The sequence below is a fragment of the Streptomyces sp. DT2A-34 genome (genome assembly GCF_030499515.1).
Lineage (GTDB): Bacteria > Actinomycetota > Actinomycetes > Streptomycetales > Streptomycetaceae > Streptomyces.
Genome location: NZ_JASTWJ010000001.1, coordinates 4,166,742 through 4,182,327 on the forward strand (window position 1 = coordinate 4,166,742; position 15,586 = coordinate 4,182,327).

The 15,586-nt window shown below is 70.4% G+C and carries 13 protein-coding genes; 3 read left to right on the forward strand and 10 right to left on the reverse strand.

Annotated features, from left to right (window positions below; genetic code table 11):
- Positions 1-667 precede the first annotated feature (667 nt).
- A complete protein-coding gene (gene trpS, locus QQM39_RS18380; RefSeq protein WP_301997987.1) occupies positions 668-1,699 on the forward strand; it encodes a tryptophan--tRNA ligase in 1,032 nt (343 codons plus the stop codon).
- 42 nt (positions 1,700-1,741) lie between these two features.
- Here the strand turns inward: trpS and proC are convergent, their stop codons facing one another.
- The 6 genes from proC to QQM39_RS18410 all read right to left on the reverse strand — a co-directional run bounded on the left by proC (position 1,742) and on the right by QQM39_RS18410 (position 6,659).
- A complete protein-coding gene (proC, locus tag QQM39_RS18385; RefSeq protein ID WP_301997989.1) occupies positions 1,742-2,554 on the reverse strand; it encodes a pyrroline-5-carboxylate reductase in 813 nt (270 codons plus the stop codon).
- 130 nt (positions 2,555-2,684) lie between these two features.
- Positions 2,685-3,476 (reverse strand): ABC transporter permease, encoded by a 792-nt coding sequence (locus tag QQM39_RS18390; RefSeq protein WP_301997991.1) that lies wholly within the window; start codon positions 3,474-3,476, stop codon positions 2,685-2,687.
- Positions 3,473-4,273 carry an ABC transporter ATP-binding protein gene (locus QQM39_RS18395; RefSeq protein ID WP_301997993.1) on the reverse strand — a complete coding sequence of 267 codons (801 nt, stop codon included), beginning with the start codon at positions 4,271-4,273 and terminating at the stop codon, positions 3,473-3,475. The genes QQM39_RS18390 and QQM39_RS18395 overlap by 4 nt, the downstream gene beginning before the upstream one ends.
- 354 nt (positions 4,274-4,627) lie before the next feature.
- Entirely contained in the window at positions 4,628-5,398 is a 771-nt protein-coding gene (locus tag QQM39_RS18400) for a class I SAM-dependent methyltransferase (RefSeq protein WP_301997995.1), read from the reverse strand.
- A gap of 342 nt (positions 5,399-5,740) precedes the next feature.
- Complete coding sequence (locus QQM39_RS18405) at positions 5,741-6,244, reverse strand: EamA/RhaT family transporter (protein WP_301997997.1); 504 nt, start codon at positions 6,242-6,244, stop codon at positions 5,741-5,743.
- A 127-nt stretch (positions 6,245-6,371) separates the two neighbouring features.
- On the reverse strand, positions 6,372-6,659 hold the full coding sequence (locus tag QQM39_RS18410) for a peptidase (protein ID WP_302003624.1): 288 nt from the start codon (positions 6,657-6,659) through the stop codon (positions 6,372-6,374).
- A 332-nt stretch (positions 6,660-6,991) separates the two neighbouring features.
- Here QQM39_RS18410 and QQM39_RS18415 point away from each other — a divergent pair, with 332 nt between their 5' ends.
- On the forward strand, positions 6,992-9,208 hold the full coding sequence (locus QQM39_RS18415) for a serine/threonine-protein kinase (protein ID WP_301998000.1): 2,217 nt from the start codon (positions 6,992-6,994) through the stop codon (positions 9,206-9,208).
- Between the two features lie 101 nt (positions 9,209-9,309).
- Here QQM39_RS18415 and ilvD read toward each other — a convergent pair whose 3' ends face one another.
- The 4 genes from ilvD to QQM39_RS18435 form a co-directional block, all read right to left on the reverse strand.
- Positions 9,310-11,163 carry a dihydroxy-acid dehydratase gene (gene ilvD / locus QQM39_RS18420; RefSeq protein WP_301998001.1) on the reverse strand — a complete coding sequence of 618 codons (1,854 nt, stop codon included), beginning with the start codon at positions 11,161-11,163 and terminating at the stop codon, positions 9,310-9,312.
- 147 nt (positions 11,164-11,310) lie between these two features.
- Positions 11,311-11,952: a TetR/AcrR family transcriptional regulator gene (locus tag QQM39_RS18425; protein WP_301998003.1), complete on the reverse strand. Its 642-nt coding sequence runs from the start codon at positions 11,950-11,952 to the stop codon at positions 11,311-11,313.
- The gene (locus QQM39_RS18430) at positions 11,949-12,773 is read right to left on the reverse strand and encodes a sugar phosphate isomerase/epimerase (RefSeq protein WP_301998004.1); all 825 of its coding nucleotides are present in this window, start codon (positions 12,771-12,773) and stop codon (positions 11,949-11,951) included. The genes QQM39_RS18425 and QQM39_RS18430 overlap by 4 nt, the downstream gene beginning before the upstream one ends.
- A gap of 903 nt (positions 12,774-13,676) precedes the next feature.
- Positions 13,677-14,609, reverse strand: coding sequence for a Ppx/GppA phosphatase family protein (locus QQM39_RS18435; protein ID WP_301998006.1), 933 nt, complete (start codon positions 14,607-14,609; stop codon positions 13,677-13,679).
- 74 nt (positions 14,610-14,683) lie between these two features.
- Between QQM39_RS18435 and QQM39_RS18440 the strand changes: the two genes are divergently transcribed.
- Positions 14,684-15,568 carry a hypothetical protein gene (locus QQM39_RS18440; RefSeq protein WP_301998008.1) on the forward strand — a complete coding sequence of 295 codons (885 nt, stop codon included), beginning with the start codon at positions 14,684-14,686 and terminating at the stop codon, positions 15,566-15,568.
- The last annotated feature ends 18 nt before the right edge of the window (positions 15,569-15,586 follow it).

Below are 15,586 nucleotides of genomic sequence, written 5' to 3' on the forward strand. Positions count from 1 at the left end.
TCTCAAGGAACGGACGCTTCCTTTGTACTCACCCTCTCGGGCTTTCCTCCGGGCGCTTCCCTTCGGTCTTGCGTTTCCGACTCTATCAGATCCTTTTCCGATCCGATTTCCTCGGTGCTTTCCAGGTTCCCGCTCTCGCGTTTCCCTTTCCGGCGGTTCTGACTCTATCAGATCCTTTCGGGCCTGATTCCCGGTCAGCGGGGTTTGTCTTCGCGGCTGTTGGGCCGTTCCGACGGGTGAGACTTTAGCGGATTCCTGGCTCCCGAGCTAATCGGGGCTGCGTTCTTCCGAACGCGGATTCCTCATTCCGTAAATACGCATGCCAAAGAAACGACGGCAGACAGATCGACTGTCGTCGAGTGATGGTTGGTACTTGCGGAGTGACTGTCCGGGGACCGACCGGGTCGGCGCTCACGTCGGACAACTCGGAGAACAGTACGGATCTGCTCGGGGCGTGTCAACTTCGCTCCAAGCGACACCCCGCGGGCGTAGTCTGGGACGCATGACGACGCGTACGTGCACCCAACTGTGGTGGGCCGCCTGACGGCGGCCGTACTCACGTATGCACTCAACGGCCGCCGCCTCGGCGGCCGTTCTCGTATCTCCCTCCGGAACTCCAGAGGGTCGGCTGCCGGGACGGCGGCCTCGACCAGGAGATGGAGAAGAGATGACTCGGGTCTTCAGTGGGGTCAAGCCGACGGGGCATCTGACGCTGGGGAACTACCTGGGAGCCATGCGGCGGTGGGCTGCCGTCGATCAGCACGAGGCTGAAGCGCTGTTCTGCATCGTCGATCTGCATGCGCTGACCGTGGACCACGATCCGGCGCGGGTGCGCAGGCTGAGTCGGCAGGCGGCGACGTTGCTGCTGGCGGTGGGGCTGGATCCGGAGCTGTGCACCGTGTTCGTACAGAGCCATGTGGATGAGCACGCGCGGCTGTCGTATGTGCTGGAGTGCGTGGCCACCGACGGTGAGATGCGGCGGATGGTCCAGTACAAGGAGAAGGCCGCGAGGGAGCGGGCGCGGGGTGGGAGTGTGCGGCTGTCCCTTCTGACGTATCCGGTGCTGATGGCGGCGGACATCTTGGCGTACGGGACCGACGAGGTGCCGGTCGGGGACGATCAGACGCAGCATGTGGAGCTCACGCGGGATCTCGCCGTGCGGTTCAACCAGCGGTACGGACATACCTTCGTGGTGCCTCGGGCCACGCATCCGCAGGTCGCGGCTCGGGTGATGAATCTGCAGGACCCGACGTCGAAGATGGGCAAGAGCGACGACGCCGGGCCGGGGATCGTCTATCTGCTCGATGAGCCGGATGTGGTGCGCAGGAAGGTCATGCGGGCCGTGACCGACAGTGGGCGGGAGGTCGTGTACGACCGGGACGCACGGCCGGGGGTGGCGAATCTGCTGGAGATTCTGGCGGCGTGCACGGGTGGGAACCCGTCGGAGCTGAGCGGCGTTCATGAGTCGTACGGATCTTTGAAGGCGGCCACCGCGGAGGCTGTGGTGGAGGTTCTCAGGCCCGTTCAGGAGAGGCACAGGGAGCTGTGCGCGGATCCTGGCTATGTGGAGGGGGTGCTGCGGGATGGTGCGGAGCGAGCTCGGGCGATGGCCCGGCCGACCGTGGATGCCGCGTATCGGGCCATCGGGTTGCTGCCGGCGGCTGCGGTTGCCGCTGCGGATATCGGGGTGACTGCGTAGGGGGTGTGCTGGGCCGCCCCCTACGCAGGGGCGGCCCGGGCGTCAGCTGTTGTTGCCGGAGGCCAGTTGGCGGCTGCGGTCGCGGGCTGCTTCGAGGGCGGCGATGAGGGCGGCTCGGACGCCGTGGTTCTCGAGTTCGCGGATGGCGTTGATGGTGGTGCCGGCGGGGGACGTCACGTTCTCGCGGAGCTTGACGGGGTGTTCGCCGCTGTCGCGGAGCATCGTCGCGGCGCCGATCGCGGACTGGACGATCAGGTCGTGGGCCTTGTCGCGGGGCAGGCCGAGGAGGATGCCGGCGTCGGTCATGGCTTCGACCAGGTAGAAGAAGTACGCCGGGCCAGAGCCGGAGAGGGCCGTGCAGGCGTCTTGCTGAGCCTCGGGGACGCGAAGCGTCTTGCCGACGGCGCCGAAGATCTCCTCGGCGTGGGCGAGGTCGGCCTCGGTGGCGTGGGTGCCGGCGGAGATGACGGACATGGCCTCGTCTACGAGGGCGGGGGTGTTCGTCATGACGCGGACGACCGGGGTGCCGGCGGCGAGACGGGACTCGAAGAAGGAGGTGGGGATGCCGGCGGCTCCGCTGATGACCAGGCGGTCGGCGGGGACGTGCGGGGCGAGTTCGTCCAGGAGGGTGCCCATGTCCTGCGGCTTGACCGTGAGGATCAGGGTGTCGGCGGTCTTGGCGGCTTCCGCGTTGGTGACCGGGGTGACTCCGTAGCGGGTGCGGAGTTCTTCGGCTCGTTCCGCGCGGCGGGCCGTCACCAGGAGGTCGGCCGGGGCCCAGCCGCCACGGATCATTCCGCTGAGCAGGGCTTCGCCGATCTTGCCGGTGCCGAGGACTGCGACTTTCTGGGTCATGGCTGGGGTGCCCTCCGGGGGTTGCGTCGTCCGGGTTCATCCTCGCACCAAGGGCGGCTGTGGACGTGGCGTGTCCGGTGGGCGGACGGGCTGGGCTGACGGGATGCGGGCTGGCCCCACCCCACGGCGGTCATGCCGTCCTGCGGCGTAGCGTCGCCGCGCCCAGGCCCAGTACCAGTAGGGCGCAGCCCGCCACGATCAGGGCGTCGCGTACGAAGTTGGCGGTCATGTCGGTGTGCTTGAGGACCTCGTTCATGCCGTCGACCGCGTAGGACATGGGGAGGACGTTGGAGATGGCCTCGAGGGCGGGGTGCATGTTGTCGCGGGGAGTGAAGAGGCCGCAGAGGAGGAGCTGGGGGAAGATCACGGCCGGCATGAACTGGACGGCCTGGAATTCGGAGGCCGCGAAGGCCGAGACGAAGAGACCGAGCGCGGTGCCGAGCAGTGCGTCGAGCAGGGCCACGAGCAGGAGCAGCCAGGGGCTGCCGGTGACGTCCAGGCCGAGGAGCCAGAGGGCGAGTCCGGTCGCCAGGGCGGACTGGATGATCGCGAGGGTGCCGAAGGCGAGGGCGTAGCCGGCGATCAGGTCGCCCTTGCCGAGGGGCATGGCGAGGAGGCGTTCGAGGGTGCCCGAGGTGCGTTCGCGCAGGGTGGCGATGGAGGTGACCAGGAACATCGTGATCAGCGGGAAGATCCCGAGGAGGGAGGCGCCGATGTTGTCGAAGGTGCGCGGGCTGCCGTCGAAGACGTAGCGCAGCAGGAACAGCATCACGCAGGGGACGAGGAGCATCAGCGCGATGGTGCGCGAGTCGTGGCGGAGCTGGCGCAGGACGCGGGCGGCGGTGGCGGTCGTGCGGGAGAGGTTCAGGGCGCCGGTGGGGGCGGGCCGGAGCGTCGTGGTCGGGCTCGTCGTCGTGGTCATCGCGTGGCCTCCTTCGCGTGGGCGGCCGCGGTCGCCTCGTCGACCAGGTGCAGGAAGGCCGCCTCGACTGTCTCGGAGTGCGTACGGGTGCGGAGGGCGTCCGGGGTGTCGTCGGCGAGGAGCCGGCCCTCGCGCATGAGCAGGAGGCGGTGGCAGCGCTCGGCCTCGTCCATGACGTGGGAGGAGATGAGGAGGGTGGCGCGGCGGGAGGCGGCGATGTCGTGGAAGAGGTTCCAGAGGTCGCGGCGCAGGACCGGGTCGAGGCCGACCGTCGGTTCGTCCAGGACGAGGAGTTCGGGGGTGCCGAGCAGGGCGACCGCCAGGGAGACGCGGCTGCGCTGGCCGCCGGAGAGGTTGCCGGCCAGGGCGTCGGCGTGGCTGGTGAGGTCGACGTCGGCGATGGCGTGGGTGACGTTCTCGTGGCGCCGGTCGGCGGCCGCGTGGCCGGGGTCGAGGATCGCGGCGAAGTAGGCGAGGTTCTGGCGGATCGTCAGGTCGTCGTAGACGGAGGGAGCTTGGGTGACGTAGCCGATGCGCGTGCGCAGAGTGGGGTGGCCGGCGGGGCGGCCGAGGACGTCGAGGGTGCCGGTGACCTTGGCCTGGGTGCCGACGATGGCCCGCATCAGGGTGCTCTTGCCGCAGCCGGACGGGCCGAGCAGACCGGTGATCTGGCCGCGCGGGACGGTGAAGTCGAGGTCGCGGAGTACTTGGCGGGTGCCGCGGACGACGTTCAGGGTCTCGGCTCGGATGGCGGGGTCGTCGGGGGGCTCGGAGCGAACGGAAGGGTAATTCATCATGTGATGAATAATCCTCCGGTGAGGCTGCGGCGTCAAGGCGTCGAGGAGGGCGGGCGCGAGGAGCGGTCGACGCGAGGAGCGGTGCCGCCGCGGGCGGTGGGCTGGGCCGGGAGTCGGGTGCCCCAGGTGCCGGGGCCCACTGCACCTTCGGGGTGGGATTGCGTCCCGCGCTGTGAGGGTGTGCGCGCAGGACGCGAAGTTGGGCGCGTGGTTCGGCACGTGGTGCGGCCTTGGCCCTGGTCGGCCGTTCGCCCGCCCTCTTCGGCTCGGCGCTGTGCTGGGTGTTCGAGCCGTATGGGGAGGGGGGCGTGAGGAGAGGCGACGGCGGGGGCCGTCGTGGAAAGGCGGGGGGTGTCAGGAGGTGGTGGCTACGAGGAGGTCCACGTCGTAGGTCTCTTCGATGATTCCGTCCGGGAAGGCGGTGAGGAGGAGTCGCTTCTCCTCGGCGAGGAAGGCGGTGCTCGCCTCCGTGCCGTGGACCAGGAAGATCGAGTGGCTGCCGATGTTCGCCAGGTGTGTGTCGATCGGGACGCGGCGGCTCCAGCGGACCTTGCGGGCGGTGAAGGCGAGGCTGCCGGTGGGGTCGGTCAGGGCGGCTCGGGCGCCGCTGCCGTTCTGCTCGACGACGGGGTGGGAGCCGAAGCGCCGCTCGATGCGGTCCGCCTGCGCCACGTGCCACGGGATGTCGAGAGGCGTGGTGTTCCACCACAGCGCCAACGCGCCGCCCGGGCGTAGCACGCGGAGGGCCTCCGGGACCGAGTGGGCAGGGTCGGTCCAGTGCCAGGCCTGGGCGTAGGTGATGAAGTCGGCGGAGGCGGTGGCGACGGGGAGTGCGTTGCCGTTGCCGCGGACGATCGGTATGTCGGGGTTGGCGCGGCGGAACTGGGCTGCCATGCCGTCGCCGGGTTCCACGGCGAGGACGTCGGCGCCGCGCGCGCGGAGGAGGGCGGTGGCGATGCCGGTGCCGGCGCCCACGTCGACGACGCGCGCGCCGGTGAGGGGGTGGCCGGCGAGTTCCTCCATCGCGTCGAAGAGGGCGGGTGGGTAGGAGGGGCGGTTCGCGGCGTACTGGGCTGCGGCGGCGTCGAAGGAACGGGCTCGGTCGGTGTGGGAAGGGGCCGTCATACGGCCATGGTGGCGGGGGATGGTGCGGTGTGCGCCGAGTTTGCGGAGAGGTGGGTTTGCCGGGGGAGGGAGAGTGGAGGCGGCGGGGTGGGGAGGGGCGGTGTGCGTCGGGCGGCCCGCGGCGGGGCGAGCGGCGGCTCTGCGGCGAGGCGGGGCAGAAAGGTGGGGAGCGGATGCAGGCGCGTAAGCGGTCCGGGCCGCCTGCTTCGCGTGAGTGGGTGGGTGGCGGCTTTCAGCCCCGGCCGCCAGGTCGCGGGCTTCGGGCTTGGCGGAGGGTTGGGGCTGCGTGCCTTGCCGAGCTTGCGGTGAAGGCGTGGGGCGCCGCCGTCGGCGCGTCTCTGGCTATGCGCGGCGGCGCTTCTTTGCTGGGTTGCCTGTGCGGCGGGTCGTGCGGGTCTCGTGTTGGTGGCGTGCCGTCTCGTATTCCCGGCGGTGGAGTTTCTCGCCGGGGGCCTCGGTGAGGGAGCGGAAGAAGTAGGCGAGGAGTGAGCCGACGAAGCCGATGGCCAGCAGGCCGCGGAGGGAGGCCTGGCGGTCGGGGTCGGGGCGCTTGGTGAAGGCGTCCCAGGTGTGGCGGAAGGCGAGGGCGCTGCACACCGCGAACATCACGGCCACCACGACAGCGACGAAGCTGCCGACGTCGGCGATCTGGAGCCCCTGGTAGGCGAAGCGCAGGACCAGGCAGGAGGCGGCCGCGGTGGCGAGGGAGCCGACGGTTACCGCGATGCGGCGGGCGGTGTAGCCGTTGTCGTGGTCGACCCAGGTCGTGCCGAAGAAGCGCAGGGGCTCGGGGCGGGGGCCCGTGGAGCCCGCGGGGGTGGTCGGGGTGCCGTTCTTCTCGCTCACGCGTCGATTATGGCTCCGGCGTGCGCGGGCTCCGTACGGGTTCCGGTGAACCGGACCGGCGAGCGGATCGGAGATCCGATCACAGGTCGGGTCACGGGTCGGGTCCCGAGTCGGATCAGAGGTCGGCTCAGAAGGAGCAGCGCAGGCGGACGTAGCCGTCGCTGCCGGTGTTCACGTAGGCGTCCGAGACGTACTCGCCGTCGTCGATGTTGTCCCAGATGTTCGACGTGCCGTAGGGGCCCGTCACCGTGGTGCCCGGCGTCTGGCAGTAGATCGGGATCTTGGCGCCCTCGGGGAGCACGCGAACGAGGGCGTAGTTGGTGCCAGGGCCCCGGCGGACGTTCAGGCGGACGCCAGGTGCGACCGAGTAGTAGCGCACCGCCGTGGTCGTAACAGCCGTGGCCGTAGCCGCCATGGTCGTGTCCGGCGTGGTCGTGTCCGCCGTGGTTGTAGCCGGCGTAGCCGTAGTCAGCGTGGGCATGGCGGCCATCGTTGTGACGGCCTCTTCCACCCCGCCGTCGATCTCTCCGGCTCTTCTGACGTCTTCAGCGCGGCCTGCAGACATGCGAAAACCTCCCCCGTTGAACCCCATGACAGCCATGGGGCCCCGTTGATTCCCCTAAATCACGCCAAGCACACATGTGCGTGTTTGGAACACGGAGGCTAGCAAGCCGCCTCTGTCTCGTACGAGTCATCGACTAGGCTCCGAGCGTCGCGCGCGCGGACGAACAGCACGGGGGTGGTCCCATGGCGCCACAGCAGGACGCCGGAGCGGGCGCGGAAGCGGAACTTCCGGAGTACGCCGGTCACTACCGCCTGGAGTCGCGCTTGGGGTCCGGGGGCATGGGCGTCGTACATCTGGCGCGGAGCACTTCGGGCATGCAGCTCGCGGTGAAGATCGTGCATGCGGAGTTCGCGCGGGATCCCGAGTTCAGGGGGCGGTTCCGGCAGGAGGTGGGCGCGGCGCGCAGGGTGAGCGGTGCCTTCACCGCGCCCGTGGTCGACGCCGATCCGGAGGCCGAACGGCCCTGGATGGCCACGCTGTTCATCCCCGGCCCGACGCTCGCCGACCAGGTGAAGCGGAACGGGCCGATGGACCCCGGACAGTTGCGGCGGCTGATGGCCGGGCTGGCGGAGGCGCTGCGCGACATTCACCGGGTCGGCGTCGTGCACCGGGACCTGAAGCCGAGCAACGTGCTGCTCGCCGATGACGGGCCGAAGGTCATCGACTTCGGCATCTCTCGGCCAAAGGACAGCGAACTGCGGACCGAGACGGGGAAGTTGATCGGTACGCCGCCGTTCATGGCGCCCGAGCAGTTCCGGCGGCCGCGGGAGGTCGGGCCGGCCGCCGACATCTTCGCGCTCGGGTCCGTGTTGGTGCACGCGGCGACGGGGCGGGGGCCGTTCGACTCCGACAGTCCGTACGTCGTCGCCTACCAGGTCGTCCATGACGAGCCGGACCTGACCGGCGTACCGGGGAATCTCGCTCCGCTCGTGGTGCGCTGTCTGGCAAAGGAGCCCGAGGACCGGCCCACGCCCGACGAGTTGATGCGGGAACTGCGGTCGGTGGCGGCGTCGTACGACACGCAGGCGTTCATTCCGGCGCAGCGGACCAGCGAGACGCCGTCCAAGCCGGAGCGCGATCCAGTGCTCGATGCAGAGCTCGATCCGGGGCTCCATCCGAGGCTCGATGCGGAACTGGACTCGCAGCTGGATGCGGAGCTCGATCCGCTGCTGGAGGCGGAGCGAGGGCAACCGCGTGGCGGGGAGAAGCAGGCCGGGCGGCCGCCCGGAAGGCGCCGGGGCAGGCTGCCGGCTCTCGGGGCCGGGGCCGTAGCTCTTGCCTCGGTTGTCGCGCTGGCCTCCGTGCAGCTTCTCGGCGGCGACGACCCGACGCCGGAGCGTGAGAGCGTGCGGACCACGTCGGCCTCTTTCGGCGCGTGGGCGGCGACACCGGCACCCAAGAAGGACACGCCCCAGTGTTCGTACGGTGCCGGGAAGGTGCTGTGCGCCCAGACCGGGCTCGTCTTCGCGCTCGACCCGTTGGACGGCCGGCTGCTGTGGCGGCACCCCGTCGACACGTCGCACGTGGACGGACCGCCGGCCGTGGCGGGCGGCCTCGTGCATCCGTCGCCCGGGCAGGGCCGTCGGCTGGAGGCACTCGATCCCGCTACGGGCGAGGCGCGTTGGCAGCAGAACATGCCCGCGCACAGCGGACCTGCGACCGTCGGCGGCATGCTGCTGCTCACCGGCGCCGACGGCACGGTCACCGGCGTGGACGGCGCCTCGGGCGACACGAAGTGGAGCCGGGCCCTACCGGGCCACCCGGCGCCGTACTTCGTCTCCTTCGCCGGAGATTCGCTGGCGTACACGACGACCACCGCCGACGACGATTCGAGTACGCGGGTCACCGCGGTGGATCCGGCCACGGGGGACGTGCGCTGGGACGCCCGGCTGAAGGGGGCGCTGCAGCTCGTCGGTACGTCGGGCGGGTCGGCCTTCTTCGTCTCCGTCGAGGGGATCTACAGCGACACGAAAACCGTGGTCCGCTACTCCCCCGCCGACAGGACCTCGCGGCGCGTGGCTCTGCCCCTGCCGCTCCTGCAGGCGCACGGCACCGTACACGGGGACGTCGTCTACCTCGTGGGCGGCGACGGTTCGCTGGTCGCCGTCGACATGGCGGCGCGCAGGCAGCTGTGGAGCCTGGAGACGTCCCTGCTGCGCACGTCGTCGCCCGTCGCCGACGGCCGGCATGTGTACCTCACGGCTCCCGACGGGCGGCTGCTCGCCGTGGATGCCGGCGACGGCCGGATCCTGGGGCAGACGCCGCCCCGGCTCGGCCCGAACTCGGACCGGGTGGCGGCCGACCTGCCCGAGCCGGTGCTCACCGACGGCCGCGTCTACGCGAGCGCCCCCGACGGCACCGTCTTCGCCGTCGACGGGCGCGACCCCGCTGCCTGGTGAGGCCGTACATGTGAAAGGGCGACGCGAAAGCCCGACGCGACAAGGCGACGCGAAAGGGCCGCCCCCCGCACCAGCAGGAGGCGGCCCCGCGATACGAAGCCTCAGCCCAGCTTGCTCACGTCGCGCACCGCGCCCCTGTCCGCGCTGGTCGCCATCGCGGCGTAGGCCCGCAGCGCCGCCGACACCTTGCGGTCGCGGTTCTTCGGGGCGTACGCCCCGTTCAACGCCTGCTCACGGCGGGCGAGTTCCGCATCGTCGACGAGCAACTCGATCGAGCGATTCGGGATGTCGATGCGGATACGGTCGCCGTCCTCGACGAGGGCGATCGTGCCGCCGGACGCGGCCTCCGGGGAGGCGTGCCCGATCGACAGGCCGGACGTACCGCCGGAGAAACGGCCGTCGGTGATCAGGGCGCAGGTCTTGCCGAGGCCGCGGCCCTTGAGGAAGGAGGTCGGGTAGAGCATCTCCTGCATGCCGGGGCCGCCCTTGGGGCCCTCGTAGCGGATGACGACGACGTCCCCGTCGGTCACCTGCTTGTTGAGGATCTTCTCGACGGCCTCTTCCTGCGACTCGCAGACGACCGCGGGCCCCTCGAAGGTCCAGATGGACTCGTCGACACCGGCCGTCTTCACGACACACCCGTCCACGGCGAGGTTGCCCCTGAGGACCGCGAGGCCGCCGTCCTTGGAGTACGCGTGCTCGGCGCTGCGGATGCAGCCGCCCTCGGCGTCCTCGTCGAGCGCCTCCCAGCGCTCGGACTGCGAGAAGGCCTCGGCCGACCGGACGCATCCGGGCGCGGCGTGCCACAGCTCGACAGCCTCGGGAGAGGGCGACCCGCCCCGCACGTCCCAGGTCTTCAGCCAGTCCGCGAGGGAGGGGCTGTGGACGGCGTGCACGTCCTCGTTCAGCAGGCCGGCGCGGTGCAGCTCGCCCAACAGGGCCGGGATGCCGCCGGCGCGGTGCACGTCCTCCATGTAGTACGTGCGGTCCTTGGCGACGTTCGGCGCGACCTTCGCCAGGCACGGGACCCGGCGGCTGACCGCGTCGATCTGCTCCAGTCCGAACGGAACCTCCGCCTCCTGGGCGGCGGCCAGCAGGTGCAGGATCGTGTTGGTGGAGCCGCCCATCGCGATGTCGAGGGCCATGGCGTTCTCGAAGGCCGCGAAGGTGGCGACGGAGCGCGGCAGGACCGTCTCGTCGTCCTGCTCGTAGTAGCGGCGGGTGATGTCCATGACCGTCTGCGCGGCCGCGACATACAGCTGTTTACGAGCCGTGTGCGTGGCCAGCACCGAGCCGTTGCCGGGCAGGGAGAGGCCGATGGCCTCGGTCAGGCAGTTCATCGAGTTGGCGGTGAACATGCCGGAACAGGAGCCGCAGGTCGGACAGGCGTTCTCCTCGATACGGAGGATGTCCTCGTCCGAGATCTTGTCGTTCACGGCGTCGGAGATCGCGTCGACCAGGTCGAGCGTACGGACCGTGCCGTCGACCAGCGTGGCGCGGCCGGACTCCATCGGGCCGCCGGAGACGAAGACCGTGGGGATGTTGAGCCGCAGGGCGGCGTTCAGCATGCCCGGGGTGATCTTGTCGCAGTTGGAGATGCAGATCAGGGCGTCGGCGCAGTGGGCCTCGACCATGTACTCCACGCTGTCCGCGATCAGATCACGGGACGGCAGGGAGTAGAGCATCCCGCCGTGCCCCATCGCGATGCCGTCGTCGACGGCGATGGTGTTGAACTCGCGCGGGATGCCGCCGGCCGCCGTGATCGCCTCGCTGACGATCCGGCCGACGGGCTGGAGGTGGGTGTGGCCGGGCACGAACTCGGTGAAGGAGTTCGCCACCGCGATGATCGGCTTCCGGCCGATGTCCGCACCGGGTACACCGGAGGCGCGCATAAGGGCGCGGGCGCCCGCCATGTTGCGACCGTGGGTGACTGTGCGGGACCTCAGCTCGGGCATCGTCGCTCGCTCCTTCAGGGGCTGCAGGGACTGCGATCAGAGACTTCTGACTGCTAACGAGCGTACGCCGGTCATCCAGGGGTCGGGACGAGGTGTCCGGAATGCGGGATGGATGTCTCGCGAAGTAGGCAGAAGTAGGCAGGTGACTCACTCGTCGGCGGCGTACTGCCCGGTGAGGTGCCCCTGCACCACCGGCGCCACGCGCGCGATGAGCTGCTCCGGGTCCGCCGACGCGATCGGCTCGATCTTGATGACGTACCGCATCATCGCGATGCCCACCAGCTGCGCGGCCGCCAGCTCGGCTCGCAGTTCCGCGTCCGGGGCGTCGATCTCCCCGGCGATGCGGCGCAGCAGCTGAGCGGAGACGAGCCGCCGAAAAACGGAAGCGGCGGCCTCGTTGTTGACCGCCGACCGAACGATCGCGAGCAGCGGCTTGCGGGTCACCGGGTTCTCCCAGAGCCCGAAGATGGTGCGCGTCATGCGCTCGCCCACGCCATCGAGCGGCCCCTCCAGCACCACGTCCCGCACCTTGAGGGCGGGCGCGAAGGCGACCTCCACGGCCGCCTCGAAGACCTGCTCCTTGGTGCCGAAGTAGTGATGCACCAGGGCCGAGTCCACGCCGGCCGCCTTGGCGATACCGCGTACGGACGTCTTCTCGTACCCCCGCTCGGAGAACTCCTCGCGGGCCGCGTTCAGGATGCGGTCGCGGGTGTCGGCGGATTCCGTACGAGGAGGCCGGCCCCGGCGTCGCGAGCTCACCCCGCCCTGCCCCGAGGTGGTGTCGGTCACCGCCGGGGCACCTTCACCGCCGAGGCCAGATGCAGCCGCGTGAAGGCGAGGGCCTCGGCGAGATCGGCCTCGCGTTCGGCGCTGGACATCGCGCGGCGGGTGTTGACCTCGATGACGACGTGGCCGTCGAAGCCGGTCAGGGCGAGACGTTCCAGCACCTCGGCGCAGGGCTGGTTGCCGCGGCCCGGGACGAGGTGCTCGTCCTTGGCCGACCCCCTGCCGTCCGCGAGATGCACGTGCCCCAGCCGGTCCCCCATGCGATCGACCATCTTCAGGGCGTCGCTACGGGCCGTGGCGGTGTGGCTGAGATCGATCGTGAAGTGCCGGTAGTCGTCCTTCGTCACATCCCAGTCGGGGGCGTACGCGAGCATCTCGCGGTCGCGGTAGCGCCAGGGGTACATGTTCTCGACGGCGAACCGCACATCCGTCTCGTTCGCCATCCGCCAGATGCCGTCGACGAAGTCCCGGGCGTACTGGCGCTGCCAGCGGAACGGCGGGTGCACGACGACCGTGGACGCCCCCAGCTTCTCGGCGGCCGCCTGGGCGCGCTGGAGCTTGGTCCAGGGGTCGGTCGACCACACGCGCTGGGTGATCAGCAGACAGGGGGCGTGTACGGCGAGGATCGGGATCTGGTGGTAGTCGCTGAGCCGGCGCAACGCCTCCATGTCCTGGCTGACCGGGTCGGTCCACACCATGACCTCGACGCCGTCGTACCCGAGGCGCGCGGCGATCTCGAAGGCCGTCGCCGTCGACTCCGGGTAGACGGAGGCCGTCGACAGGGCGACCTTCGCATCCGGGATGCGCACCACTGGTTCTGCCACGGGGACAGAGTACGGGGCCGCCACGAACGCCGGGGAACCGATGGCTACGCGCCCGCCACGAGGGTCCGCAATCGGCCAGGGGTGCGAACTGGGCATATGCCGGGGGGCTGAAGCGAGGGGGCGCGGGCGGGGGTGTGGCGGGGTTCACGCGGCTGCGCGGGTGGCTGCCGTCGGCTTCCTCGCCCCCGCCGCCCCTACCCGTCCCATCCCCAGGGGCTCCGCCCCTTTCACCCCGCTGGGGCTGCCGCCCCAGACCCCGCTTCGGCCCTGAACGGGCCTCGTCCTCGAACGCCGGACGGGCTGGGATGCCTGGACCAGCGCCGAGAGGTCAAGCCCCTACGGGTGGGTGGGGGCTGGGGATGGCACGGCCTCGTCCTCGAACGCCGGACGGGCTGGGATGCCTGGACCAGCGCCGAGAGGTCAAGCCCCTACGGGTGGGTGGGTCGAACGCCGGACGGGCTGGGATGCCTGGGCCAGCGCCGAGAGGTCAAGCCCCTACGGGTGGGTGGGTCGAACGCCGGACGGGCTGGGATACCTGGACCGGCACCGAGAGACCAAGCCCCTACGGGCGAGTGGGGGCTAGGGACGGCGCGGCCCCGTCCTCGAACACCGGACGGGCTGAGATGCACGGACCGGCGCCGGAAAGTGACCCGCCGGCATCGAAGGAGTACCCCCACGGACCCGCACCCGCGTACGGCGGCAAGGGGACGTGCCGGGGGTGTCCGCCCGCAGAGTCCGGTGTCAAGAAACGGCACCTCTAGCGCAACGCCCACCACCGGACCGAGGACGGACACCCCCCGGCACGGCCCCGACCCACAACCCACCCGCACGCGCTACGCGAACCCCCACCCCACAGCAACAGGCCGCCGCAGGCACCCCCCGCCCAACCGCCGGAGGCAACCGTCACCCCACCGACAAGTGATCCAACCTCCGCAAAATCACGCCCTCCCGCAGCGCCCAAGGACAGATCTCCAACGTCTCCACCCCGAACAGATCCATCGCCCCCTCAGCCACCAACGCCCCCGCGAGCAACTGCCCCGCGCGCCCCTCCGAGACGCCCGGCAGTTCCGCGCGCTCGGCGACCGTCATGCCGGCCAGCCGCGGTACCCAGCCCTCCAAGGACTCCCGCTTCAGCTCGCGCTGGACGTACACGCCCTCCGCGGAGCGGGCCGCGCCGGCGAGGCGGGCGAGCTGCTTGAACGTCTTCGACGTGGCGACCACGTGATCAGGAGCCCCGAAGCGGCTGAATTCACCGACCGTACGGGCGATCTGTGCCCGCACATGCCGCCGCAGCGCCCGTATGTCCTCGGGATCGGGCGGATCCCCCGGAAGCCAGCCGGCCGTGAGCCGCCCCGCCCCCAGCGGCAACGACACCGCCGCATCCGGCTCCTCGTCGATGCCGTACGCGATCTCCAGGCTGCCGCCCCCGATGTCCAGCACCAGCAGCTTCCCAGCCGACCACCCGAACCACCGCCGGGCGGCGAGAAACGTCAGCCGAGCCTCCTCCGCACCGCTGAGAACCTGCAGCTCAACCCCGGTCTCAGCCTTCACGCGCGCGAGAACGTCATCGGCGTTGGTGGCCTCCCGCACCGCCGACGTCGCGAACGGCAGCACTTCCTCGGCACCCTTGTCCTCGGCGGCCTGCAACGCCTCATGGACGACGCCGACCAGTTTGTCGACCCCCTCGGGACCGATGGCCCCGCTGTCGTCGAGGAGTTGGGCAAGGCGCAGCTCCGCCTTGTGTGAGTGCGCGGGCAACGGGCGCGCGCCAGGGTGTGCATCCACCACCAGCAGATGCACGGTGTTAGATCCCACGTCGAGGACACCGAGTCTCATGTACGGAACGCTACTGCCACCTGGGCGATCCTCCGTCCTCGAAGCCGCGGCCACGAACGCCGTACCCTGGTCCCGTGCCAAAGACGAAAAAGGCGAAGAACGAAAAGATGGACAAATCCCCCAAGGGCTCCTCGAAGGGTTCGTCCACGGGTTCTTCGCAGGCGAAGGCGGCAACCAAGCCCAAGAAGCCGAAGAACGGCTCCCCCGAACCGGACGAGAAGGGGCTCGACTTCGCGCGCGCATGGGTGGAGTTCCCTGATCCGGCGGACGACGAGCAGGTCTTCCGCTGCGATCTGACATGGCTGACCTCCCGTTGGAACTGCATCTTCGGCAGCGGCTGCCAGGGCATCCAGGCCGGCCGCGCGGACGACGGCTGCTGCACGCTGGGCGCGCATTTCTCGGACGAGGACGACGAGAAGCGGGTCGCCGAACATGTGGCGAGGCTCACGCCGGAGATCTGGCAGCACCACGACGAGGGCATGGAGCACGGCTGGATCTCGGAGGACGAGGACGGCGACCGCCAGACGCGCCCCTACAACGGCTCGTGCATCTTCCAGAACCGCCCCGGTTTCGCGGGCGGCGCGGGCTGCTCGCTGCACATCCTCGCCCTGAAGGAGGGCCGCGAGCCGCTGGAGACCAAGCCGGACGTCTGCTGGCAGCTGCCGGTGCGGCGGACGTACGACTGGATCGACCGGCCCGACGACACGCGCGTGCTGCAGGTGTCGATCGGTGAGTACGACCGCCGCGGCTGGGGTCCGGGCGGCCACGACCTGCACTGGTGGTGCACCTCGGCGACCTCGGCACACGGCGCGGGCGACCCGGTGTACGTGTCCTACGGGCCGGAGCTGACGGAGCTGATGGGCAAGGCGGGCTACGACCGCCTGGTCGAGCTGTGCGAGGCACGCCTGGCGTCGCAGCTGCCGTTGCTGGCACCGCATCCGGCGGATCCCGTCGACTAGGAGGTCGGACGGGAGAGC